Raw genomic sequence first — 21,803 nt, forward strand, 5'->3', positions numbered from 1 at the left:
ACGGTGGGAGGCAGAAATGGGTGGGGGCCCTGCCAGCTACATCCCGGCACACGCGTCATCTGCCTTGGCTGCTTCCTTCCGGACCTGACCTGGTAAACAGAGTAGCGTTGCGGGAGAACCAACAGAGCCCCCATTGAGAGCGTTGAGAACCAACGCGCAGGCGCATTATCACTGCTGCCCCTGCTAATTGCAACCCATTGCGTGCCGGATGCTGGTTTCTTGCGCAATGCGACTTCACTCGGACGTTTTTCCAGATTATGCTGAAAAATTACCTCAGGAAGAAAAGATGGAAAAAGAAGATTCATTTCCCCAACGCGTGTGGCAAATCGTAGCCGCTATTCCCGAAGGGTATGTCACTACTTACGGCGATGTCGCGAAACTGGCAGGATCGCCCCGTGCCGCGCGCCAGGTGGGCGGTGTGTTAAAGCGCCTGCCCGAAGGCAGCACTTTGCCCTGGCATCGGGTGGTTAACCGCCACGGCACAATCTCATTAACCGGACCAGATTTACAGCGTCAGCGGCAGGCATTACTGGCAGAAGGCGTGATGGTATCGGGAAACGGACAAATCGACTTACAGCGTTATCGCTGGAACTACTAACCCTCTCCGGGCGGAGAGGGTTAACTTCGCTTAATATTGCGTAGGAACTGGAACTGCCGAAGACGGATTCACCTGGGTCGGTGAAGTCGATGGTACGGTAGTTGTTGCGCCACCACTGGCCTGGACAGGCACGGCGGTTTGCTGAACCGGCACCAATGTCAGGTCGGCTTTGGTTCCCCCCTGATTGACAACCGGCTGGACGGTATCGGTAATAAACACCAATTTGTCGTTTACGGTAATCGCCGCACTTAACAGAATACGCGCGTTCGGCTGAACGTCTGCCGGGTTAAATGGCAGAACAAAGCTGAATGGCGACTGTTTACCTTCGGTACGCACCGCTTTTTGCGCCAGTACTTTAGACGGCGCATCGGCTAAAGACGCGTCAGAAAGTGTCACGGTCAGCACAGCATCAGGAGGCAGTGCGACTTTCTGACGGATCCAGACCGTACCGGAGACATTAGGTTGCTGTATAGCAGGTTGTTGTGTCGCCGCAATAGAGGTATTTGCAGCAGGTGCTGGCGTCTGGATATCCGCGCTTTTATCAGCGCAAGCCGCCAACGCAATCGCAACCGCTAAACCACTGGCCATGTGCACGAGTTTCATTCACTTCTCCTTATTATCAATGCACCAGCGGGCTAACTTTCCTCGCCGGAAGAGTGGTTAACAAAATCGTAACGTCAATAAGTGTGGCACAAATCACGTATTTACGCCTGCATTTAGCCCGTAATTCAGACCATTGCACCCATCGGACCAGTGACAAAATTGCGTTATACTCAACTCACTTTGGCTTGCTGCGGCAGCTTTGTTACTGGAGAGTTAATATGAGTCAGGCCTTAAAAAATTTACTGACATTGTTGAATCTGGAAAAAATTGAGGAAGGACTCTTTCGCGGCCAGAGTGAAGATTTAGGTTTACGCCAGGTGTTTGGCGGCCAGGTCGTGGGTCAGGCCCTGTATGCCGCAAAGGAGACAGTACCCGAAGAGCGTCTGGTGCATTCATTCCACAGCTACTTTCTTCGCCCTGGTGATAGCAAGAAGCCGATTATTTATGATGTTGAAACGCTGCGCGACGGCAACAGTTTCAGTGCTCGCCGTGTGGCAGCGATTCAGAACGGCAACCCCATTTTTTATATGACAGCGTCTTTCCAGGCGCCAGAAGTTGGATTCGAACACCAAAAAGAGATGCCTCCGGCCCCAGCGCCCGATGGTTTGCCTTCGGAAACACAGATCGCCCAGTCGCTGGCGCACCTGCTGCCGCCAGTGCTGAAAGATAAATTCACCTGCGATCGTCCGCTGGAAGTGCGTCCGGTGGAATTTCATAACCCACTGAAAGGTCACGTCGCCGCGCCGCATCGTCAGGTGTGGATCCGCGCAAATGGTAGCGTGCCGGATGATCTGCGCGTTCATCAGTATCTGCTGGGGTACGCTTCTGATCTTAACTTCCTGCCGGTAGCTCTACAGCCGCACGGCATCGGTTTTCTCGAACCGGGGATTCAGATAGCCACCATTGACCATTCGATGTGGTTCCATCGACCATTTAATTTAAACGAATGGCTGCTGTATAGCGTGGAGAGCACGTCAGCGTCCAGCGCCCGAGGATTTGTGCGCGGTGAGTTTTATACCCAGGACGGCGTACTGGTTGCCTCGACCGTTCAGGAAGGGGTAATGCGTAATCACAATTAAAAAAACAGCCGGAGGTGAAAACCGTCCGGCTGCCAGATAGTTGGTAACATGCTTTTGTTGATGCCGGATGCTGCGTAAACGCCTTATCCGGCCCACCAATTATTGTAAATTCAACAAATTGTGATTTTTAATGTAGGCCTGATAAGCGCAGCGCATCAGGCTAAATTGCATTTGATTGCTTGTTACGCGTTATAGGCATTCTCGCCGTGGCTGTTGACGTCCAGCCCTTCTCGCTCCTGCTCTTCCGGTACACGCAGACCAACCGTCAGATCCGCCAGTTTGTAGCCGATAAATGCCACCACACCAGACCAGACGATCGTAATGGCGATGCTTTCCAGCTGTACCAGCAACTGATGCCCCATCGTCACACCTTCAGCGAAGCCCACGCCGCCCAGCGAGCTGGCGGCAAAAATCCCGGTCATGGTACAGCCAACAATGCCACAAACGCCGTGCACACCGAAGACATCGCAAGGATCATCGACCCGCAACAGGCGTTTGAGCATGGTAACGCCCCACAAGCCCGCCAGACCAGCTACCACGCCGATAATCAACGCACCGCCAACCCCAATGTAGCCACAGGCTGGCGTCACGCCGACCAGACCGGCAATCGCGCCAGAACACGCTCCCAGCAGTGAAGGCTTACCACGCAGCGCCCATTCACCGAAGATCCAGCCAAGAATTGCCGCCGCCGTTGCCACCACAGTATTCACAAATGCCAGTGCCGCGATTTCATTCGCCGTACCCGCTGACCCGGCGTTAAAACCAAACCAACCGATATAGAGAATGGCAGTCCCGGTGAAGACCATTGGCAGGTTGTGCGGTTTAAACGCCTCTTTGCCAAAGCCCACGCGTTTACCTATCAGATACGCGCCCACCAGACCGGCGATTGCGGCGTTAATGTGCACCACCGTGCCACCCGCGAAATCCAGCGCACCATGAGAAGCCAGCAAGCCGCCGCCCCACACCATATGTGCAATTGGAATGTAGGAGAGCGTCAGCCACACCACCACGAAAATCAGCACTGCTGAGAAGCGGATCCGTTCCGCCAGCGCCCCGACTATCAAGCCGACGGTAATGCAGGCAAACGATCCCTGAAACGCCACGTGGATATACTGATAAATGCTGCCCATCACCGCCGTCAGTTCGATGTTTTTCAGCATCAACCAGTTAATGTTGCCGAAGAAGTTGTTGCCCTCACCAAACGCCAGCGAGTAACCGTAAACCACCCAGAGAATACAGACCAGTGCAAACGTCACGGTCACCTGCGTTAGCATCGACAGCACGTTTTTGCCGCGAATCAACCCGCCGTAAAACAGGGCAATCCCCGGAACAGTCATAAACAGTACCAGCGCAGTACAAATCATCATAAACGCATTGTCGGCTTTATCGGCTACCGCAGGTGCAGCCATTACCAGTCCCGGCAGCATCGCCAGTGAAGCAAGCCCAGTTTTTATCGTCGCTATCTTCATGTTTCGTTCCTGTTGCTGTGTGCCAGAGATTACAGCGCCGCTTCGTCGGCTTCGCCGGTGCGAATACGAATGACGCGTTGCAATTCAGCGACGAAGATTTTGCCATCGCCAATTTTTCCGGTGTAAGCCGCCTTACTGACGATATCGATCACTTCATCGAGTTGATCATCAGCAATCGCCACATCAATTTTTACTTTTGGCAGGAAGTTGACGCTGTATTCCGCGCCCCTGTACAGCTCAGCATGGCCCTTCTGACGCCCGAAACCTTTCACTTCGGTGACGGTCAGGCCCTGAATACCAATGGAAGATAACGCTTCACGAACGTCTTCCAGCTTGAATGGTTTGATTATCACGGTCACCAGCTTCATAGATCCCCTCCGGTCAGAATTCGGTAATGGTTCTGCTACACGAAGAAGGTATTGCAAGCGGTGTGCCAGAAATGAAAAACGAGAAAGAGAGCAGGAAGTTAAGAAGATTGAAAATAAAAACGCACTATGACAGTGCACAGTGCGTTACATTTTTGCACCACCGATGAAATTTTGCGCTAATCAGGCGCTCAGAGATTCATCTTCACGCACGCTGGCTGCCAGCTCTTCGCCCGCAAGTTGCAGTTGATACATCTGCCAGTAGCGCCCCTGGGCGGCCAGCAGTTGCTGGTGAGTGCCCTGTTCCACAGCCTGACCACGATGAAGCACCAGAATGGTATCAGCATCAACAATGGTCGATAAGCGGTGAGCAATCACCACCAGCGTAGTGTGTTCACGCACCGCCGCCAGAGCGTGCTGAATCGCCTGTTCAGTACCGGAGTCAATGCTGGCGGTTGCCTCATCAAGGATCAGGATTTGCGGCGTCTCCACCAGCACGCGTGCCAGTGCCAGCAGTTGCTTTTGCCCGACCGAGAGATTATTCCCCTGCTCGCCCAGCGGCGTATTAATACCGTCGCTCATGCTACGCGCGAGTTCCGCCAGTTGTACCGTTTCCAGCGCCTGCCAGACGCGCTCTTCGGAGATATCTCGTCCCAGCGTCACGTTGGCGAGGAAGGTATCCGCCAGCACTACCGGATCTTGCTGCACCATCGCCACGCCCTGACGCAGCGCGCTATGACTGAGCGAACTTAACGGACGTCCATCAAGCCGAATCACACCTTCTGTTAGTGGGTAATAGCCCATCAGCAAACTTGCCAGGGTACTTTTGCCGCTACCGGTATGCCCCACCAACGCCACAAAGCTGCGCGAAGGAACGGCAAGATTAATATTTTTCAGCACCAGATTATCATCGCGATAAGCAAACGACACGTTTTCGACTTCAATGGTGCCGCTCTGTAACGGGCGATCATCATTGCCATATTGCTGGCGCGGTCCGTCCATCAGTTCAAACACTCGCTCGCCAGCAACAACGGCCTGTTGCAGCATCGCCTGCTGCGTGGTCAGTTCGATTAAGGGTTCGTTAAGTCGCCCCAAATAGCTGATAAACGCATACAGCACACCCACTTCAATGGTGCCGCTGGCGGAGAAGCCAAACAGCATCAACAAGCCACAAAGAATGAGCGATGAAAACAGACTCAGCAGGGGACGCAGTAAAAAGCCGTCCAGCCGTAGCGTTTGCATTCGCGCCATATAGTGTGAACGGCTGGCTTCGCCCATACGTTCGCCAAATCGCGCCTGCTGGCGGAACTGCTGGATGACGCTCATGCCGTTAATAACTTCGTTAAAGCCGTCGTTGATATCAGCCAGATAGGCGCGTACTCGGCGGACAATCGGCGTACTGTAACGCTGGTATATCACCATCACCACCAACACAACAGGGAATATCATTATCGCTACCAGCGCCATTCGCCAGTCGAGACTGAACATCGCTACCAGCATCGCCCCTACCAGGGCGGCACTACGCAAAACAGTCGCGACCACGGTAACGTAGAGATCGCGGATAACTTCAGTATCATTAGTAACGCGGGAAATCACCTGCCCGACCGGCTGAGTATCAAACTCACTCAACGGTTGGCGCAGTGCAGCATCCATCACATCGGTACGTAACTGTTGTACAACGCCTACTGCCGCCCGGTTAAACAACAGCGACTGCGCGTAATGTAGCCCGGCGGCAAACAGTTGCAGTACGACATATGCCGCCGCCAGCCCGACAACCATTTTCAGCGGCAGATTATTTTTCGCCACCATATTGTCGATAAAGTAACTGACGAGCAGCGGGCAGCTCACTTCTGCCGCCGCTGCCACCCACATCATCAACACTGCGATACCCAGCGGTTTACGCCATGGTGAACCGTAAGCTAACAGGCGCTTCAGAGTCGGCCAGAGTTGGCTAAAACTACGCATCAACGGCCTCCTCGTGATTTTCCGGAGCATCGTTGAGCGCCGCTTCCAGTTGTTGATAGCGATACATATCGCGATACCAGCCGCTTTGTTGCGCCAGCACATCATGATCGCCGCGCTGGGCAATATGCCCATGCTGCATCACAATAATTTCACTCGCTTCGGTCAGGGCAGAAAGGCGATGGGCGCTGATAATCACCGTTCTCCCCTGCCCCCACTGGCGCAGGTTATGGAGAATCTGGTATTCCGTGCGACCATCTACCGCCGATAGAGCATCGTCAAGAATGAGGATTTCCGCATTGACCAGCAATGCCCTGGCAATGGAGATTCGCTGTTTTTGCCCACCGGAAAGCATCACGCCGCGTTCGCCCACTTCTGTGTCGTAACCTTGCGGCAGACGCAAAATATCGTCATGCACGCTGGCTAACCGCGCTACGTGTTCAATCTCTTGCTGGGTGGCATTCGGGCAACCCAGCGCGATGTTATTAGCAACCGTGTCAGAAAAAAGGAACGGTGTCTGGCTAACTACCGCCAGGCGGCTACGCCAGCTGTCGAGTTGCAACTGCGTCAAAGGAATATCATGAAAACGGATATCACCCTCGGTGACATCAAAATGACGTTGAATTAATGACAGCACAGTACTTTTGCCGGAGCCGGTCGGCCCGCAAATTCCCAGCATCTGACCCGGTTTCAGCGCAAAACTGACATTCTCGAGCGCAGGGTGATGAGTTTGAGGATACGTAAACTGACGAATATTCACATCCAGTTCACCACGACCTTCTGGCACCTTATCTTTACCATCAATAACGACTGGCGCTTCGGCCAGCATGGTACGAATTCGGCTATACGCCGCGCTGCCGCGCTCCACAATGTTAAACATCCACGCCAGCGCCAGCATCGGCCAAATCATCAAACCAAGGTACATCATAAAACTGGTGAGCTGGCCCAACGTTAAGCTGCCCTGCACGACCATCCAACTACCACCGCCAATCGCCAGTAAATTCGCCATGCCAATCGCGATATAAATGGTCGGGTCGAAACGAGCATCAATGCGCGCTACTCGCATGTTTTTCTTACCGGTATCTTCGGCATCTGCGGCGAACAGCGCAGACTGGCGATCCTCCAGACCAAAGGATTTAATCATGCGAATACTGGTCAGACTCTCCTGGGTTCGATCGTTAAGGCTGGAAAAGGCGGCTTGTGCCAGCTTAAAGCGTTCATGCAAGGCATCGCCGTTGCGTTTAATCATGATTGCCATCACTGGCATCGGCAACAGCGCTATTAAAGTTAACTGCCAGCTAATCTGCGTTGACATCATTATCAGCACTGCGCAACCCATCACCAGCGAATCTACCAGCGTTAGCACCCCTTCACCGGCGGCAAATACCACACGATCGACGTCATTTGTCGCACGGGCCATAAGGTCGCCCGTACGATGACGCAGATAAAACTCTGGATGCTGGCGGCTTAGCTGGCGGTAATAGTCTTCACGCAGTTCAACAGCCAGTTGATAAGACGCGCCGAACAGCAGTACGCGCCAGACGTAACGCAGGAGATAAACCACCACTGCAATCAACACCATGGTGGCGATCCACATCAGGATCTGCCCGGTAGTAAAGTGTTTTTCTGTCACGCCATCGACAACAATACCAACGACTTTTGGCGGGATCAGTTGCAGAATCGCAATAATGACAAGCAAGGCAACAGCCCCGAGATAGCGGCGCCATTCCCGGCGGAAATACCAGCTTAGTTGAGCAAATAATCGCACGCGTTATGTCCTGACCTGATCCTGGATAATTATTCGATAGGTAACGAGGTAGTGTACTTAATCTGTTCCATCGCGAAGCTGGAAGTGACGTCCGAAAGCCCCGGCACACTGTTAACCAGACGCTTATAAAACTCATCGTAGCGCTTCATATCAGCAACCTGGACCCGCATCAGATAATCGTATTCACCGGCCATGCGCCAGAAACCGAGAACTTCCGGCATTTCCGTGACGACCGTAACAAAGCGACAATACCATTCACTGCTGTGATGTTGCGTTTTAATCAGCACAAAAGCAGTCAGACCCAGGCCAATTTTTTCCGGATCCAGCAACGCGACTTTGCCGATAAGAATACCGTCATCTTCCAACCGTTTCAGACGCTTCCAGCAAGGCGTGGTTGTCAGATTAACGGCTTCTGCCAGTGCCTGCAAAGAAAGGGTGCAATCCTGCTGTAATAAGGCCAGCAGCTTACGGTCAATTTTATCTAACATAGCCAATCCACAGAGAATTATTTTCTCTTTTGATTCTATTTTAAAGGCCAAATAGCGACAATTTATTCCGTGCGATTTCACAGAGAATGCACAAAATGACAAATTCGGGGCAAAAAAAACCGGGCAGTTGCCCGGTGCGGGAAGGGATCTCGTTATTCGGGGGAATAAGGTAGATGTGGATTATCCAGCCAGTGCGTCAAAAAGTGAGAGACAGCCTGATTACGGCAGTGTCCAATCACCGGTAAATGAGGGAGTTCCGCACGCAATTGCGGCATCGCATTACCCATAATGAAGCCCTTACCGACGCTGCCTAACATTTCGCGATCATTCATCGCGTCACCAAAGGCCATACAGTCACGCAGCGAAAAACCTAAATGTTGGGTCAGCACCGTCAACGCAGCGCCTTTATTGCAGCCCACCGGCAGCACTTCCAGGCAATCAGTCGCGGAAAAACACAAATGTGCATGCTCACCTAAAGCTTCGTGTAGTTGGATCTGCAAGCGTGCAAGATCGTCGTGATCGCCACAGAAACAGATCTTGGTGACTCGATCGAGTGGCATTTTTTTGACATCGATTATCTGATAACGAAAACCGCTATAGACAAATGCCTGCAACAGCGCAGGGATCTCTTTCCCGGTAAACCAACCATCGTCATTGAAGATATGCATGCTGGCTCGGGTATCCCATTGCTGATACAACACCAGCTCCGCCACATCCGCAGGTAAATCATCACGATGTAAAAGTTCGCCTTCCAGAGAGTGCACACGCGTGCCGTTGCCGGTAATTAAATACGCATCCAGCGATAGCGCCCCGAGAATATGCTGCATCTCCAACGCATGACGACCCGTAGCAAATGTAAGGGTAATATCGTGTTCACGCAGGCGCGCCAGAGTAGAGAGAGTTTTCTCACCTAAATGATGGTCAGGCATCAATAAAGTGCCGTCCATATCAAATGCTGCCAGACGAGCCATTTCTTTCTCCACTCAGTGACACGGTTAATGGTGATTGAGTATCACTTGATATATACGGAAGTAATAGTGAATAGATAAAAAATATTGTTCCGGGTTTATATGCGACTGCTTAATCGTCTTAACCAGTATCAACGTTTGTGGCAACCTTCCGCCGGAGCACCACAATCCGTTACCGTCAGCGAACTGGCGGAACGTTGCTTTTGCAGCGAACGCCATGTACGCACATTGTTACGTCAGGCGCAGGATGCGGGATGGCTGGAGTGGCAGGCACAATCCGGGCGCGGAAAACGCGGGCAACTGCGCTTTCTGGTGACGCCGGAATCCTTGCGCAATACGATGATGGAACAGGCGCTGGAAAGTGGAAAACAACAGGATGTGCTGGAACTCGCGCAGCTGGCGCCTGGCGAACTGCGTACCATGTTACAACCGTTTATGGGCGGGCAATGGCAAAACGATACCCCGACATTGCGTATTCCTTATTATCGCCCGCTCGAACCACTGCAACCGGGTTTTTTAGCCGGACGTGCCGAACAGCATCTCGCCGGGCAAATTTTTTCCGGCCTGAGCCGTTTCGACAATAACTCCCAACGCCCAATTGGCGATTTAGCGCATCACTGGGAAACGTCTGCTGACGGGTTACGCTGGGATTTTTATCTTCGCTCAACCCTACACTGGCATAACGGTGATGCAGTAAAAGCAACACAGCTACATCAACGCTTGCTGATGCTGCTACAGTTGCCTGCCCTGAGGCAGTTATTTATTAGCGTGCAGCGTATTGAAGTCACCCACCCGCAGTGTCTGACCTTCTTTTTAAATCGCCCCGATTACTGGCTGGCACACCGACTGGCGAGCTATTGCTGCCATCTGGCGCATCCGCAATTACCACTGGTAGGAACCGGACCTTTCCGCTTAACACAATTCACACCGGAACTGGTGCGACTCGAAAGCCATGATTATTACCATTTACGTCATCCGCTACTAAAAGCGGTTGAGTACTGGATAACCCCGCCGCTTTTTGAAAAAGATTTGGGTACGAGTTGTCGGCATCCCGTCCAAATCACCATCGGCAAACCAGAGGAATTGCCACGGGTCAGTCAGGTCAGTAGCGGCATCAGTTTAGGTTTTTGCTATTTAACGTTGCGCAAAAGCCCCCGACTGACTCTCTGGCAGGCACGAAAAGTGATCACCATTATTCATCAATCCGGTTTACTACAAACGTTAGAAGTCGGAGAAAACCTGATCACCGCCAGTCATGCATTGCTGCCAGGCTGGACTATTCCGCAATGGCAAGTACCGGATGAGGTCAAACTACCGGAAACTTTGACGCTGGTTTATCACCTGCCGGTGGAACTTCATGCCATGGCAGAACAGCTACGAACGAAGCTGGCAGCAGAAGGTTGCGAGCTAAAGATTATTTTTCATAACGCGAAAAACTGGGATCGAGCCACGCCACTGGAGCAAGCAGACCTCATGATGGGCGACAGATTAATTGGCGAAGCGCCGGAATATACCCTTGAACAGTGGCTGCGCTGCGATCCGCTGTGGCCACATGTTTTTACTGCCAGTAAATACGCACATCTACAATCGACACTGGATGCCGTGCAAATAATGCCTGATGAAGAAAACCGATTTAATGCCCTGAAAACGGTGTTTAGCCAGTTAATGGCTGACGCAACGCTGACACCACTGTTCAACTATCACTATCGCATTAGTGCGCCGCCAGGCGTGAACGGTGTGCGACTGACACCGCGCGGCTGGTTTGAATTTACCGAGGCCTGGCTACCCGCACCGTCGCAATGAAGAGCTGGCCCGGGTTAACCGCAGGCGTTACCATAACGTTTTATCGATTTAGCAGGATGATTTATGAAACGTGCTGTCGTTGTATTCAGTGGGGGCCAGGACTCTACAACCTGTCTGGTGCAGGCATTGCAACAATATGATGAAGTCCATTGCGTGACGTTTGATTACGGTCAGCGCCATCGCGCAGAGATCGACGTCGCGCGCGAGCTGGCGCTGAAACTGGGCGCACGCGCGCATAAGGTGCTGGATGTCACCCTGCTTAACGAGCTGGCAGTCAGCAGTCTGACGCGTGACAGCATTCCAGTGCCAGATTATGAACCTGAAGCCGATGGCATCCCGAATACGTTTGTTCCAGGGCGTAATATTTTGTTCCTGACGCTCGCGGCGATTTACGCATATCAGGTGAAAGCCGAAGCGGTGATCACCGGCGTCTGCGAAACAGATTTCTCCGGTTACCCGGATTGCCGCGATGAATTTGTCAAAGCACTAAACCATGCCGTCAGTTTGGGCATGGCGAAAGATATTCGTTTTGAAACGCCGCTGATGTGGATTGATAAAGCGGAAACCTGGGCGCTGGCGGATTATTACGGCAAGCTGGATTTAGTGCGTAACGAAACACTGACCTGCTATAACGGCATTAAAGGCGACGGTTGCGGTCAATGTGCGGCGTGTAATCTGCGCAGTAATGGGTTGAATCATTATCTGTCCGATAAACCAGCGGTGATGGCGGCGATGAAGCAAAAGACCGGGTTGAAGTAATTATTCGGGATGTTGCCGGATGCGGCATGAGCATCCGGCACAACAAAACGTTTACTTAACCATCTGCTCCAACTTTTCGCGCAGCTCCCCTTCCAGAGCTAAAGCCTTCTGCGTTTTAAGATCAATACAAACAAACGTGATAAGCGCATCCGCCACCACCTGCCCTTCCGGCTCCAGAGTAATAACCTGGCTTAAGATGCCGCTTTTACCGTTTAATTGCTGTAACTGGCTCGTAATGGTTAACAGGTCGCTTAATACCGCCGGGCGGCGATAGTTGATATTGATATTCACCACCACGAAAGCGATGTTATGGGCGGTCATCCATTGAAAACTGTCGCTGTTTTCCAGTCCATCCCAGCGGGCTTCTTCGAGAAACTCAAGGTAGCGGGCGTTGTTTACGTGCTGGTAGACGTCGAGATGATATCCACGAACTTTGATTTGTGTTTGCATAGCGCAATAACCTTACGTTGTTGTTATAAGTACAGAGGCCATAACTGGTATGACCTCTTCAGTCTGGCAAAAAATTGCCACTATGCAAATTAATTACAGGGTTAATACCGCCAGATTACGTTCCACCAGCGAATTGCCCATCCCCGGCACCTGCTTTAGATCCTCCACCGTTTTAAACGGGCCATACTCTTCGCGATAACTGACAATCGCCTGCGCTTTCTTCAGGCCAACGCCATTCATCGCGCGGGCTAGCTCTTCCGCGCTGGCATTATTAATGCTGACTCTGGTGCCTTCTTCATCACTGGCTTTCGCCGGTACTGCCGCTTTGCTTTGTGCTGCAGGTGATTCCGCTTTGGTTTCGACCGCCGCCGGTTTCGCTGCAGGAGCTGCCGCCAGCGCACAGTGAGACATTCCAGCACAGGCCAGGGACAGGGTAATGAGCAGTGCTTTGATTCCGTGTTTCATACTGTTTTCTCCTTATTTGTTAACAGTGGAATCACCTTAACGGCAGTGAAAACAGTAAACAAATGGCAATGTTCAGAAATGGAAAAGGCCGCGAAAGCGACCTTTTCTTGTTACAGCTGCAAAGCATTTTTTTGCGAGGCGGCTTCAGGATTATTGCTGTTCCAGCGCATCGCCAATTTTGATTTTCGCCTCTTTGCGCAGGTTACTCATCAGAGCTTCAAAGACGATTTGTGCGTTGTTTTGGGTAATACCCTGCACCATCGCTTTTTTCTGCTCTTCCGGCATTGAACCTTGTTTCACTTCGTCCAGCGCCAGCAGAACGACATTGCCCTGCATATCGGTCGCCATACCGTAGCTCGGTTTGTCTTTCGCTGGCAGAGGCAGAGCAAATGCCGCCTGGCTAATCGGGTCACGGCCAGAACGGCTTAAGGTTTTCGGCTCACCAAATTTTACACCGGCAGCTTGCATAGCTTCCGCACCTTTGCCCGCTTTCAGATCAACCAGCAGTTTTTCAGCATCCACTTTCGCTTGCTGTTCAGCTTTGTTGTGCTGAACCATCGCTTTAACCTGTTCCTGAACATCTGCCAGCGGTTTAACCGCTTCCGGTTTATGCTCACTGATACGCAGAACGAATGCACGATCGCCGTCTACGGTGATGATGTCAGAGTTGATGCCCGGTGCGCCATTTTCACCAATCAGACCGCCGTTAAAGATAGCGTCCGCCACCGGTTTGAAGTTTAACTCTTCCGGCAGCTTATCTTTGCTGAACCAGCCAGTCTGAGTAGCTTTAACGCCCGCTGCCTGCTCTGCACCTGCCAGAGATTCAGTGTCGTTGCTTGCTGCATCGCTTATTTTCTGTTGCAAGGCGTAGTATGCATCCAGCGCTTTTTCGTGTTTCACTTTCGCTGCGATTTCGTCACGCACTTCGTCTAACGACTTCACTTTTGCTGGCTGAATGTCATCCAGACGGACGATCAGGAAACCTACCGAGGATTTGATCACACCAGAAAGCTGGCCTTTTTCTTTCAGACCGGCATTTTTCAGTTCGTCTGGGGTGGTGGAGTCTTCTAACCAACCCATATCACCGCCGTTACGGGCAGAGATAATATCAGCAGATTTTTCTTTTGCTAACGCGGCAAAATCACCGCCTTTGTTCAGCGCATCAAGTACAGCTTTCGCTTCATCTTCAGTTTTGGTCTGGATGATGCTGTAGCGCGTGCGCTGCGGCTGGGTGAATTGATCCTGATGCTGATCGTAGTAGCTCTGGATATCCGCATCGCTAACCGGTTGCTGCATCGTGGCAGCATCCAGCTTGATGTAGCTCACGCGGAACTGTTCCGGAGTCATGAAATTGTTTTTGTTTTGCTCGTAGTAGCTGGCGATTTCTGGTTCGGTCACGGCTTGCTTAGCCGCCAGCGCATTAACGTCGATAGTCGCTTCACGCACTACACGTTGTTGAGCGACCAGTGCAGCCAGTTCGTCAGTTTCACCTTTCAGCATAAAATCGGTGCCAGCAACGCCATTAATCAGCTGTTGGGTGGTGAGCTGGTTACGCAGCGCCTGCGCGTACTGATCGGCACTCATTCCCATTCGGTTGAGGATATCGTTGTAGCGGCTGTTATCGAACTTGCCGTCAACCTGGAAAGCCGGGGTCGCGAAAATAGCCTGCTTGACCTGCTCATCGCTGATACCCAGTTTCAGTTCGCGAGCGTACTGATCCAGTAGAGCCTCGTCGATAAGACGATTCAGCACCTGTTGACGCAGGGTTTTCATATAGCCTTCGTTCGCCGCCAGCTCGGAGTATTGATCGCCCAGCTGTTGCTGCATGCGATTACGCTCGCTGTTGAAGGCGTTCTCGAACTGCCCACGGCTGATTTCCTGGTCATTCACTTTTGCGGCGTAGTTATTGCCTCCGCCAATCAGGTAACCACTCACGCCGGTCAATATGAACGACACGATAATGATACCGAAAATAATCTTGAGCACGAGACTGTTTGCAGCCGTGCGTAAGCTGTCCATCATGGTGTAACAACACTCCGCTGTAGATGACTGTATACCTCACGCAACTTATCGCTGCGCGCAAAGGCCTATTGTGACAAGAAACGGGGGCAATTGTCAGCCCACAATGCGCAGAAAGTCACGGAATACAAATAAAAAAGGCACATCAGTAGATGCGCCCTTGAACTTCGTCACATCCCCAATGGGGACAACACTTAGTTTACCGCGTCTTTCAGTGCTTTACCTGCACGGAAGCTCGGTACTTTAGCTGCAGCGATGGTGATCTCTTTACCGGTCTGCGGGTTGCGACCAGTACGGGCAGCACGCTCTTTAACGGCAAAAGTACCAAAACCTACCAGTGCTACATCATCCCCTTCTTTCAGGGATTCAGTTACGGAAGCAATAATAGCATCTAACGCACGGCCAGCCGCAGCTTTAGAGATATCAGCCCCTGCAGCAATCTTGTCAATCAATTGAGATTTATTCACTCTTCTCTTCCTCTTTATAATTTATCTCGCACTTGAATCCTTCAAGGTGCGAACGCGCAGCAGTTATATCAGGCCAGCCATCCCCTTACAACACCCCTTAATAAGGGCAAGCCTAATCCGCCCTCTAACTTAACGAGACAAAAAAAGGCTGGCAAGTCCGAATTTACCTGCCAGCCCTTTTTTTATTAGTGCATTTTGCGCGAGGTCACTATTTTGCGGTTACAACCTGCATGCCAGACGGTTCATTTTGCAACGCGAGAGTCAGAACTTCCTCAATACGTTTCACCGGATGAATGTCCAGATCGGCTATCACGTTGTCTGGAATCTCTTCCAGATCGCGTTTATTTTCGTACGGAATTAACACAGTTTTAATTCCGCCACGATGCGCCGCCAGCAGTTTTTCTTTCAAACCGCCGATTGGTAACACTTGGCCACGCAAGGTTATCTCGCCCGTCATCGCCACATCGGCGCGAACCGGGTTACCGGTCAGGCAAGAAACCAGCGCAGTGCACATGGCAATACCAGCGCTCGGACCATCTTTCGGCGTCGCACCTTCCGGTACGTGCACGTGGATGTCGCGTTTTTCGTAAAAATCTGGATTGATCCCCAGTTTTTCCGCACGCGCACGAACCACCGTTAACGCCGCCTGAATGGACTCTTGCATCACTTCGCCCAGCGAACCGGTATAAGTGAGTTTACCTTTGCCTGGTACACACGCAGTTTCGATGGTCAGCAAGTCGCCGCCGACTTCTGTCCACGCCAGACCCGTTACCTGACCGACGCGGTTTTCGTTATCCGCGCGACCATAGTCGAAACGTTGTACGCCGAGGTAGTCATGCAGGTTATCGCCGTTAATTTCGATATGTTTTAATGACTTATCGAGAAGTAACTGCTTAACCGCTTTACGGCACAGTTTGGAGATTTCACGCTCCAGACCACGCACGCCTGCCTCACGGGTGTAGTAACGAATAATGCCGATAATGGCGCTATCGTCGACGGTCAGCTCACCTTTTTTCAGCGCATTACGTTCAATCTGCTTCGGCAGCAGGTGACGTTTGGCGATGTTCAGTTTTTCATCTTCGGTATAACCGGAGAGGCGAATCACTTCCATACGATCCAGCAGCGGTGCCGGAATGTTCATGGAGTTCGACGTCGCGACAAACATCACGTCACTCAGGTCGTAATCCACTTCCAGGTAATGGTCGCTGAACGCCACGTTCTGCTCTGGATCCAACACTTCAAGCAGTGCGGAGGCCGGATCGCCACGCATGTCAGAAGACATTTTGTCGATCTCATCGAGCAGGAACAGCGGGTTTTTCACGCCCACTTTCGCCATTTTCTGGATCAATTTACCCGGCATAGAACCGATGTAAGTACGGCGGTGACCGCGGATTTCCGCTTCATCACGCACGCCACCCAGTGCCATACGAACATATTTACGTCCTGTGGCTTTGGCGATGGACTGACCCAGGGACGTTTTACCTACCCCCGGCGGCCCTACCAGGCAGAGGATCGGCCCCTTGATTTTGTTTACACGGCTTTGAACCGCGAGGTACTCAAGGATACGATCTTTCACGCGCTCCAGACCATAATGATCGGTATCGAGGATTTCTTGCGCCTGACGCAGGTCTTTTTTGACCTTGCTACGCGCATTCCACGGCACCTGTACCATCCAGTCGATATAACCACGCACCACGGTTGCTTCTGCCGACATCGGAGACATCATTTTCAGCTTCTGCAGTTCTGCTTCCGCTTTTTCTTTTGCCTCTTTCGGCATTTTCGCCGCGTCGATTTTGCGCTTCAGGGCTTCGTTTTCGTCCGGTGCGTCGTCCATTTCGCCGAGTTCTTTCTGAATGGCTTTCATCTGCTCGTTCAGATAGTACTCACGCTGGGATTTCTCCATCTGTTTTTTCACGCGGTTACGAATACGTTTCTCAACCTGCAGCAGATCGATTTCCGATTCCATCATCGCCATCAGATATTCCAGACGCTCGTTAACGTCGGACATCTCAAGAACAGACTGTTTGTCAGCCAGTTTCAGCGGCATATGCGCGGCAATGGTATCTGCCAGACGCGCAGGATCGTCGATGCTGTTAAGCGACGTCAGCACTTCTGGTGGGATTTTCTTATTCAGCTTGATGTAGCCTTCGAACTGGCTGATTGCAGTACGCACCAGCACTTCCTGTTCCCGCTCCTCAATGGTCGGCGATTCCAGATACTCCGCCTTCGCAGAAAAGTGTTCGCCATTGTCAGAGAGCGCAGAAATACGCGCGCGCTGTAACCCCTCGACCAGCACTTTGACGGTGCCGTCAGGCAGCTTCAGCATCTGCAATATAGAGGCCACGGTCCCGACGGTGAAAAGATCGTTTACACCCGGCTCATCCGTTGAAGCTTCTTTCTGCGCGACCAGCATAATTTTTTTATCATGGTCCATCGCCGCTTCCAGACAACGGATAGATTTTTCCCGCCCGACAAATAAGGGGATGACCATGTGCGGATAAACCACCACATCGCGCAGCGGCAATACGGGGATTTCAATGCGTTCAGAACGCTCAGGATTCATAGAGCTCTCTCTTAGTTTAATTTCCGCCAGGTAATCAGATGACACGACTGTGCTTCACGCCATCTATTAACATGTACGTCAGTATATGGGGATGTTTCCCCCACATTCAACGTCGAGAATAGAGGAAAAATGAAAGGGGAGATAAAATCCCCCCTTTTTGGTTAACTGACTGTATGCGAATGGTTAATTATTCACCAGATGCCTGTTGCGCTTCCGGCTTACCATAAATCAGCAGCGGTTTGCTCTGACCATCAATTACCGATTCGTCGATAACCACTTTTTCGACATCTTCCATGGACGGCAGATCGTACATGGTATCGAGCAGTGCGGCTTCTACGATGGAACGCAGGCCACGGGCACCGGTTTTACGCGCCATCGCTTTCTTAGCGATAGCATCCAGCGCCTCGTCACGGAATTCCAGATCCACGCCTTCCAGATTAAACAGCGCCTGATACTGCTTGGTCAGAGCGTTTTTCGGCTCTTTAAGGATCTGAATCAAGGCTTCTTCGCTCAGTTCATTCAGCGTTGCTACAACTGGCAGACGACCGATGAACTCAGGGATCAGACCAAATTTGATCAGATCTTCCGGTTCTACCTGCGCCAGCAGTTCGCCTTCACTTGCTTTGTCGGACTTCGCTTTTACCGTCGCGCCAAAACCAATGCCAGAGCCGGTTTCTACACGATGGGAAATCACTTTATCCAGACCAGCAAACGCACCACCACAGATAAACAGTATCTTAGAGGTATCTACCTGCAAGAACTCCTGCTGCGGATGCTTACGCCCGCCCTGCGGTGGAACGGCAGCAACTGTACCTTCGATCAGTTTCAACAGTGCCTGCTGTACGCCTTCACCGGAAACGTCACGGGTAATAGACGGGTTGTCAGACTTGCGTGAAATCTTGTCAATTTCATCGATGTAGACAATCCCGCGCTGCGCTTTCTGTACGTCGTAGTCGCACTTCTGCAACAGCTTCTGAATGATGTTTTCAACGTCTTCGCCCACATAACCGGCTTCGGTCAGTGTAGTCGCATCGGCCATAGTGAACGGAACATCCAGCAGGCGTGCCAGCGTTTCAGCCAACAGCGTTTTACCGGAACCGGTCGGACCGATCAGCAGAATGTTACTTTTACCCAACTCGACGCCATTGCTGGTATCGCCATTGCGCAGACGTTTGTAGTGGTTGTATACCGCGACCGCCAGCACTTTTTTCGCCTGTTCCTGACCGATTACGTAATCGTCCAGATGGTTGCGAATTTCATGCGGCGTCGGTAGCGCACTGCGTTCACGATGCGGTGCAACTTCTTTAATCTCTTCGCGAATGATGTCGTTACATAAATCAACACATTCGTCGCAGATATACACGGATGGTCCGGCAATCAGCTTGCGCACTTCATGCTGGCTTTTGCCGCAAAAAGAGCAGTACAACAGTTTGCCTGAGCCATCTTTGCGTTTATCTGTCATGGGTCAAAACCTCTTCTTTGTTCTTTGTGCCGCACACGACGACGCAAATGCCATTCTCAAGCGCAAGTCGCTTATAGCGTTGTGCCGCCCTGGATAAGTATAGCGGCACAGTTGCGCCTCTGGCATCAATTACGATGGGTCAGAATCGAATCGACCAGACCGTATTCCACCGCTTCAGGGGCGGAAAGGAAGCGATCGCGCTCGGTATCTCGTTCAATCTGTTCTAATGATTGACCCGTATGGAGCGCCATAAGTTCATTCATGCGCCCTTTAACTTTCAAAATTTCACGGGCATGAATTTCGATATCGGTCGCCTGGCCCTGATAGCCGCCCAGCGGCTGGTGAATCATCACGCGCGAGTTCGGCAGGCAGAAACGTTTACCTTTTGCCCCTGCGGTCAGCAGGAATGCGCCCATCGAGGCCGCCTGGCCCATACAGATGGTGCTGACATCAGGCTTGATAAACTGCATGGTGTCATAGATAGACATCCCGGCAGTGATCACTCCGCCTGGGGAGTTAATGTACAGATAGATATCTTTTTCTGGGTTTTCCGCTTCCAGGAACAGCATCTGCGCCACAATCAGGTTAGCCATGTGGTCTTCAACCTGGCCAGTCAGAAAAATGACGCGTTCCTTAAGTAGACGAGAATAGATATCAAAAGAGCGCTCACCGCGTGAGGTCTGTTCAATGACCATCGGCACCAGCGCCATATGGGGTGCAAAGTTATCTCGTTCGCCGCTGTATGACATTTCCGTCTCCTGGATAAAATTGAAAAAACCTGCTGTACCGATTGTAACCTTATGGACGGATTATCAGCTAGTCCCTGTGTTATGGGTACGGCATCACCATATTTCAAGCATAACAATCTTTTGTTGTTACGCTAACACCGAAAGAGCGTTTTCGCACGGTTCCATGCAAAATTCATGACAAAAAAAAGCCCACCACCTGGCGGTGACGGGCCTTTGTGCGAATTTAGCGCGTTATGCTGCGTAAATTACGCCTGCTGGTTCATCAGCTCATTGAAAGTGGTTTCTTTTTCAGTCACTTTCGCTTTCGCCAGTACAGCTTCTACAGCCTGTTCTTCCAGAGCAACATTGCGCATGTTGTCCATCAGTTCTTTGTTTTTGCTGTAGAACTCGATAACTTCTTTCGGATCTTCGTACGCAGAAGCCATCTCTTCGATCAGACCTTTCACACGCTCTTCGTCAGCTTTCAGCTCGTTGGTGCGGATAACTTCGCCCAGCAGCAGGCCAACAACTACGCGGCGTTTAGCCTGTTCTTCGAACAGTTCACGCGGCAGTTCCAGCGCTTGTTTCTCGTTGCCACCGAAACGCTGTGCAGCCTGACGACGCAGAACGTCGATTTCGCTGTCGATCAGCGCAGCCGGTACGTCGATGTCGTTAGCTTTTACCAGACCTTCGATCGCCTGAGACTTAACGCGGTTACGGATGGCGCTCTTCAGCTCGCGCTCCATGTTTTTACGCACTTCAGCGCGCAGACCTTCTACAGAACCATCTTCAACGCCGAAACGTTTGATGAATTCTGCAGTCAGTTCCGGCAGTTCACGCTCTTCAACTTTCTTCAGGTTGATAGCGAATTTCGCTGCTTTACCCTTCAGGTTTTCTGCGTGGTATTCTTCCGGGAAGGTCACGTCGATGGTGAACTCTTCGCCAGCTTTGTGGCCTTTGATACCGTCTTCAAAGCCCGGGATCATGCGACCCTGGCCCATCGCCAGTACGAAATCAGACGCTTTACCGCCTTCGAACTCTTCGCCGTCAACTGAACCGGTGAAGTCGATGGTTACGCGGTCTTCTGCTTCAACAGCGCCGTCTTTTTCTTTCCAGGTAGCCTGCTGTTTACGCAGAGTATCCAGCATGCCGTCAACGTCAGCGTCGGTCACTTCCACGATCGGTTTTTCAACTTCGATCGCTTCCAGGCCCTGCAGTTCAACTTCCGGATACACTTCAAACTCTACAGAGTAGGTGAAGTCTTCACCCAGCTTGTATTCGCCCGGAACATAGGTCGGTGCGCCAGCCGGATTGATTTTTTCTTTAATGATGGCGTCAATGAAGTTACGGCTCATCAGGTCGCCCAGAACGTCCTGGCGTACAGACGCGCCATAACGCTGAGCAACGATATTCATTGGCACTTTGCCTTTACGGAAGCCGTCAATACGTACTTTTTTCGCAACGTTGACCAGCTCGCTTTTAACAGCGGTTTCGATGCTGTCAGCAGCGATAGTAATCGTTACACGGCGGCCAAGGCCTTGAGTGGTTTCAACTGAAACTTGCATCTTGTTACCTCAAAAAATCACAGTGCTCGGTCAACTCTTACCCCGCAAGCACAGGTTGTTGGCTTCGCGGTACCGGGATGTTCTTATAATCAATCACATTCCCTGTTACCAGAATCATCCCGAAAGCATTCAAATAGGACGCGGCATTATAGCGGCATCACTTTTATGAGTCGAGAACGGTTATTGCGCGCTACCGCGTATTTTTTCACAATTCCCGGGGAA

The 21,803-nt window shown here is 51.6% G+C and carries 19 protein-coding genes and 1 other RNA gene; 4 read left to right on the forward strand and 16 right to left on the reverse strand.

Going from position 1 to position 21,803, the window contains the following annotated elements:
* Positions 1-27: 27 nt before the first annotated feature.
* An RNA gene (gene ffs / locus D9738_RS12505) (signal recognition particle sRNA small type) lies at positions 28-124 on the reverse strand.
* 162 nt (positions 125-286) lie between these two features.
* Here ffs and D9738_RS12510 point away from each other — a divergent pair.
* A complete protein-coding gene (locus D9738_RS12510; protein ID WP_130215477.1) occupies positions 287-598 on the forward strand; it encodes an MGMT family protein in 312 nt (103 codons plus the stop codon).
* Between the two features lie 30 nt (positions 599-628).
* Here D9738_RS12510 and D9738_RS12515 read toward each other — a convergent pair whose 3' ends face one another.
* Complete coding sequence (locus D9738_RS12515) at positions 629-1,201, reverse strand: YbaY family lipoprotein (protein WP_130260295.1); 573 nt, start codon at positions 1,199-1,201, stop codon at positions 629-631.
* 218 nt (positions 1,202-1,419) lie between these two features.
* On the opposite strand from D9738_RS12515, the gene tesB reads away from it, so the two are divergent.
* Complete coding sequence (tesB, locus tag D9738_RS12520; RefSeq protein ID WP_130260296.1) at positions 1,420-2,280, forward strand: acyl-CoA thioesterase II; 861 nt, start codon at positions 1,420-1,422, stop codon at positions 2,278-2,280.
* A 182-nt stretch (positions 2,281-2,462) separates the two neighbouring features.
* Here tesB and amtB read toward each other — a convergent pair whose 3' ends face one another.
* The 6 genes from amtB to cof all read right to left on the reverse strand — a co-directional run bounded on the left by amtB (position 2,463) and on the right by cof (position 9,303).
* The gene (amtB, locus tag D9738_RS12525; RefSeq protein ID WP_130260297.1) at positions 2,463-3,749 is read right to left on the reverse strand and encodes an ammonium transporter AmtB; all 1,287 of its coding nucleotides are present in this window, start codon (positions 3,747-3,749) and stop codon (positions 2,463-2,465) included.
* Positions 3,750-3,778: 29 nt separating this feature from the next.
* Entirely contained in the window at positions 3,779-4,117 is a 339-nt protein-coding gene (gene glnK, locus D9738_RS12530) for a P-II family nitrogen regulator (RefSeq protein ID WP_000780338.1), read from the reverse strand.
* Positions 4,118-4,297: 180 nt separating this feature from the next.
* Positions 4,298-6,079 (reverse strand): SmdB family multidrug efflux ABC transporter permease/ATP-binding protein, encoded by a 1,782-nt coding sequence (locus D9738_RS12535; protein ID WP_130260298.1) that lies wholly within the window; start codon positions 6,077-6,079, stop codon positions 4,298-4,300.
* Positions 6,072-7,844 (reverse strand): SmdA family multidrug ABC transporter permease/ATP-binding protein, encoded by a 1,773-nt coding sequence (locus D9738_RS12540; RefSeq protein ID WP_130260299.1) that lies wholly within the window; start codon positions 7,842-7,844, stop codon positions 6,072-6,074. The genes D9738_RS12535 and D9738_RS12540 overlap by 8 nt, the downstream gene beginning before the upstream one ends.
* Before the next feature lie 29 nt (positions 7,845-7,873).
* Positions 7,874-8,332: a DNA-binding transcriptional regulator DecR gene (gene decR / locus D9738_RS12545; RefSeq protein ID WP_000884589.1), complete on the reverse strand. Its 459-nt coding sequence runs from the start codon at positions 8,330-8,332 to the stop codon at positions 7,874-7,876.
* Between the two features lie 152 nt (positions 8,333-8,484).
* Complete coding sequence (cof, locus tag D9738_RS12550; RefSeq protein WP_130260300.1) at positions 8,485-9,303, reverse strand: HMP-PP phosphatase; 819 nt, start codon at positions 9,301-9,303, stop codon at positions 8,485-8,487.
* Between the two features lie 99 nt (positions 9,304-9,402).
* Between cof and D9738_RS12555 the strand changes: the two genes are divergently transcribed.
* Together D9738_RS12555 and queC are read left to right on the forward strand one after the other, a co-directional pair.
* Entirely contained in the window at positions 9,403-11,103 is a 1,701-nt protein-coding gene (locus tag D9738_RS12555; RefSeq protein ID WP_130260301.1) for an SgrR family transcriptional regulator, read from the forward strand.
* Between the two features lie 63 nt (positions 11,104-11,166).
* Positions 11,167-11,862, forward strand: coding sequence for a 7-cyano-7-deazaguanine synthase QueC (queC, locus tag D9738_RS12560; protein ID WP_130260302.1), 696 nt, complete (start codon positions 11,167-11,169; stop codon positions 11,860-11,862).
* A 51-nt stretch (positions 11,863-11,913) separates the two neighbouring features.
* Here queC and fadM read toward each other — a convergent pair whose 3' ends face one another.
* The 8 genes from fadM to tig all read right to left on the reverse strand — a co-directional run bounded on the left by fadM (position 11,914) and on the right by tig (position 21,581).
* The gene (gene fadM / locus D9738_RS12565) at positions 11,914-12,312 is read right to left on the reverse strand and encodes a long-chain acyl-CoA thioesterase FadM (protein WP_001194534.1); all 399 of its coding nucleotides are present in this window, start codon (positions 12,310-12,312) and stop codon (positions 11,914-11,916) included.
* A 93-nt stretch (positions 12,313-12,405) separates the two neighbouring features.
* Complete coding sequence (locus tag D9738_RS12570; RefSeq protein ID WP_130260303.1) at positions 12,406-12,777, reverse strand: helix-hairpin-helix domain-containing protein; 372 nt, start codon at positions 12,775-12,777, stop codon at positions 12,406-12,408.
* Between the two features lie 150 nt (positions 12,778-12,927).
* Positions 12,928-14,799, reverse strand: a complete 1,872-nt coding sequence (gene ppiD, locus D9738_RS12575; RefSeq protein WP_130206268.1) for a peptidylprolyl isomerase — start codon at positions 14,797-14,799, stop codon at positions 12,928-12,930.
* A gap of 191 nt (positions 14,800-14,990) precedes the next feature.
* Entirely contained in the window at positions 14,991-15,281 is a 291-nt protein-coding gene (hupB, locus tag D9738_RS12580) for a nucleoid-associated protein HU-beta (RefSeq protein WP_254892905.1), read from the reverse strand.
* A 190-nt stretch (positions 15,282-15,471) separates the two neighbouring features.
* On the reverse strand, positions 15,472-17,826 hold the full coding sequence (gene lon, locus D9738_RS12585; RefSeq protein ID WP_064527151.1) for an endopeptidase La: 2,355 nt from the start codon (positions 17,824-17,826) through the stop codon (positions 15,472-15,474).
* A gap of 187 nt (positions 17,827-18,013) precedes the next feature.
* Entirely contained in the window at positions 18,014-19,288 is a 1,275-nt protein-coding gene (gene clpX / locus D9738_RS12590) for an ATP-dependent protease ATP-binding subunit ClpX (protein WP_000130305.1), read from the reverse strand.
* Between the two features lie 125 nt (positions 19,289-19,413).
* Positions 19,414-20,037: an ATP-dependent Clp endopeptidase proteolytic subunit ClpP gene (gene clpP / locus D9738_RS12595; protein WP_000122253.1), complete on the reverse strand. Its 624-nt coding sequence runs from the start codon at positions 20,035-20,037 to the stop codon at positions 19,414-19,416.
* Positions 20,038-20,282: 245 nt separating this feature from the next.
* Positions 20,283-21,581, reverse strand: a complete 1,299-nt coding sequence (tig, locus tag D9738_RS12600) for a trigger factor (protein ID WP_001198386.1) — start codon at positions 21,579-21,581, stop codon at positions 20,283-20,285.
* Positions 21,582-21,803: the final 222 nt, after the last annotated feature.

This window comes from Escherichia sp. E10V5 (assembly GCF_004212315.1).
Lineage (GTDB): Bacteria > Pseudomonadota > Gammaproteobacteria > Enterobacterales > Enterobacteriaceae > Escherichia.

Coding starts and splice junctions, on each gene's coding strand:
- amtB (WP_130260297.1), bottom strand. CDS start 3,749: ATGAAGATAGCGACGATAAAAACTGGGCTTGCTTCACTGGCGATGCTG.
- clpP (WP_000122253.1), bottom strand. CDS start 20,037: ATGTCATACAGCGGCGAACGAGATAACTTTGCACCCCATATGGCGCTG.
- D9738_RS12570 (WP_130260303.1), bottom strand. CDS start 12,777: ATGAAACACGGAATCAAAGCACTGCTCATTACCCTGTCCCTGGCCTGT.
- cof (WP_130260300.1), bottom strand. CDS start 9,303: ATGGCTCGTCTGGCAGCATTTGATATGGACGGCACTTTATTGATGCCT.
- decR (WP_000884589.1), bottom strand. CDS start 8,332: ATGTTAGATAAAATTGACCGTAAGCTGCTGGCCTTATTACAGCAGGAT.
- D9738_RS12515 (WP_130260295.1), bottom strand. CDS start 1,201: ATGAAACTCGTGCACATGGCCAGTGGTTTAGCGGTTGCGATTGCGTTG.
- tig (WP_001198386.1), bottom strand. CDS start 21,581: ATGCAAGTTTCAGTTGAAACCACTCAAGGCCTTGGCCGCCGTGTAACG.
- fadM (WP_001194534.1), bottom strand. CDS start 12,312: ATGCAAACACAAATCAAAGTTCGTGGATATCATCTCGACGTCTACCAG.
- lon (WP_064527151.1), bottom strand. CDS start 17,826: ATGAATCCTGAGCGTTCTGAACGCATTGAAATCCCCGTATTGCCGCTG.
- D9738_RS12510 (WP_130215477.1), top strand. CDS start 287: ATGGAAAAAGAAGATTCATTTCCCCAACGCGTGTGGCAAATCGTAGCC.
- glnK (WP_000780338.1), bottom strand. CDS start 4,117: ATGAAGCTGGTGACCGTGATAATCAAACCATTCAAGCTGGAAGACGTT.
- queC (WP_130260302.1), top strand. CDS start 11,167: ATGAAACGTGCTGTCGTTGTATTCAGTGGGGGCCAGGACTCTACAACC.
- D9738_RS12535 (WP_130260298.1), bottom strand. CDS start 6,079: ATGCGTAGTTTTAGCCAACTCTGGCCGACTCTGAAGCGCCTGTTAGCT.
- ppiD (WP_130206268.1), bottom strand. CDS start 14,799: ATGATGGACAGCTTACGCACGGCTGCAAACAGTCTCGTGCTCAAGATT.
- clpX (WP_000130305.1), bottom strand. CDS start 19,288: ATGACAGATAAACGCAAAGATGGCTCAGGCAAACTGTTGTACTGCTCT.
- D9738_RS12555 (WP_130260301.1), top strand. CDS start 9,403: ATGCGACTGCTTAATCGTCTTAACCAGTATCAACGTTTGTGGCAACCT.
- tesB (WP_130260296.1), top strand. CDS start 1,420: ATGAGTCAGGCCTTAAAAAATTTACTGACATTGTTGAATCTGGAAAAA.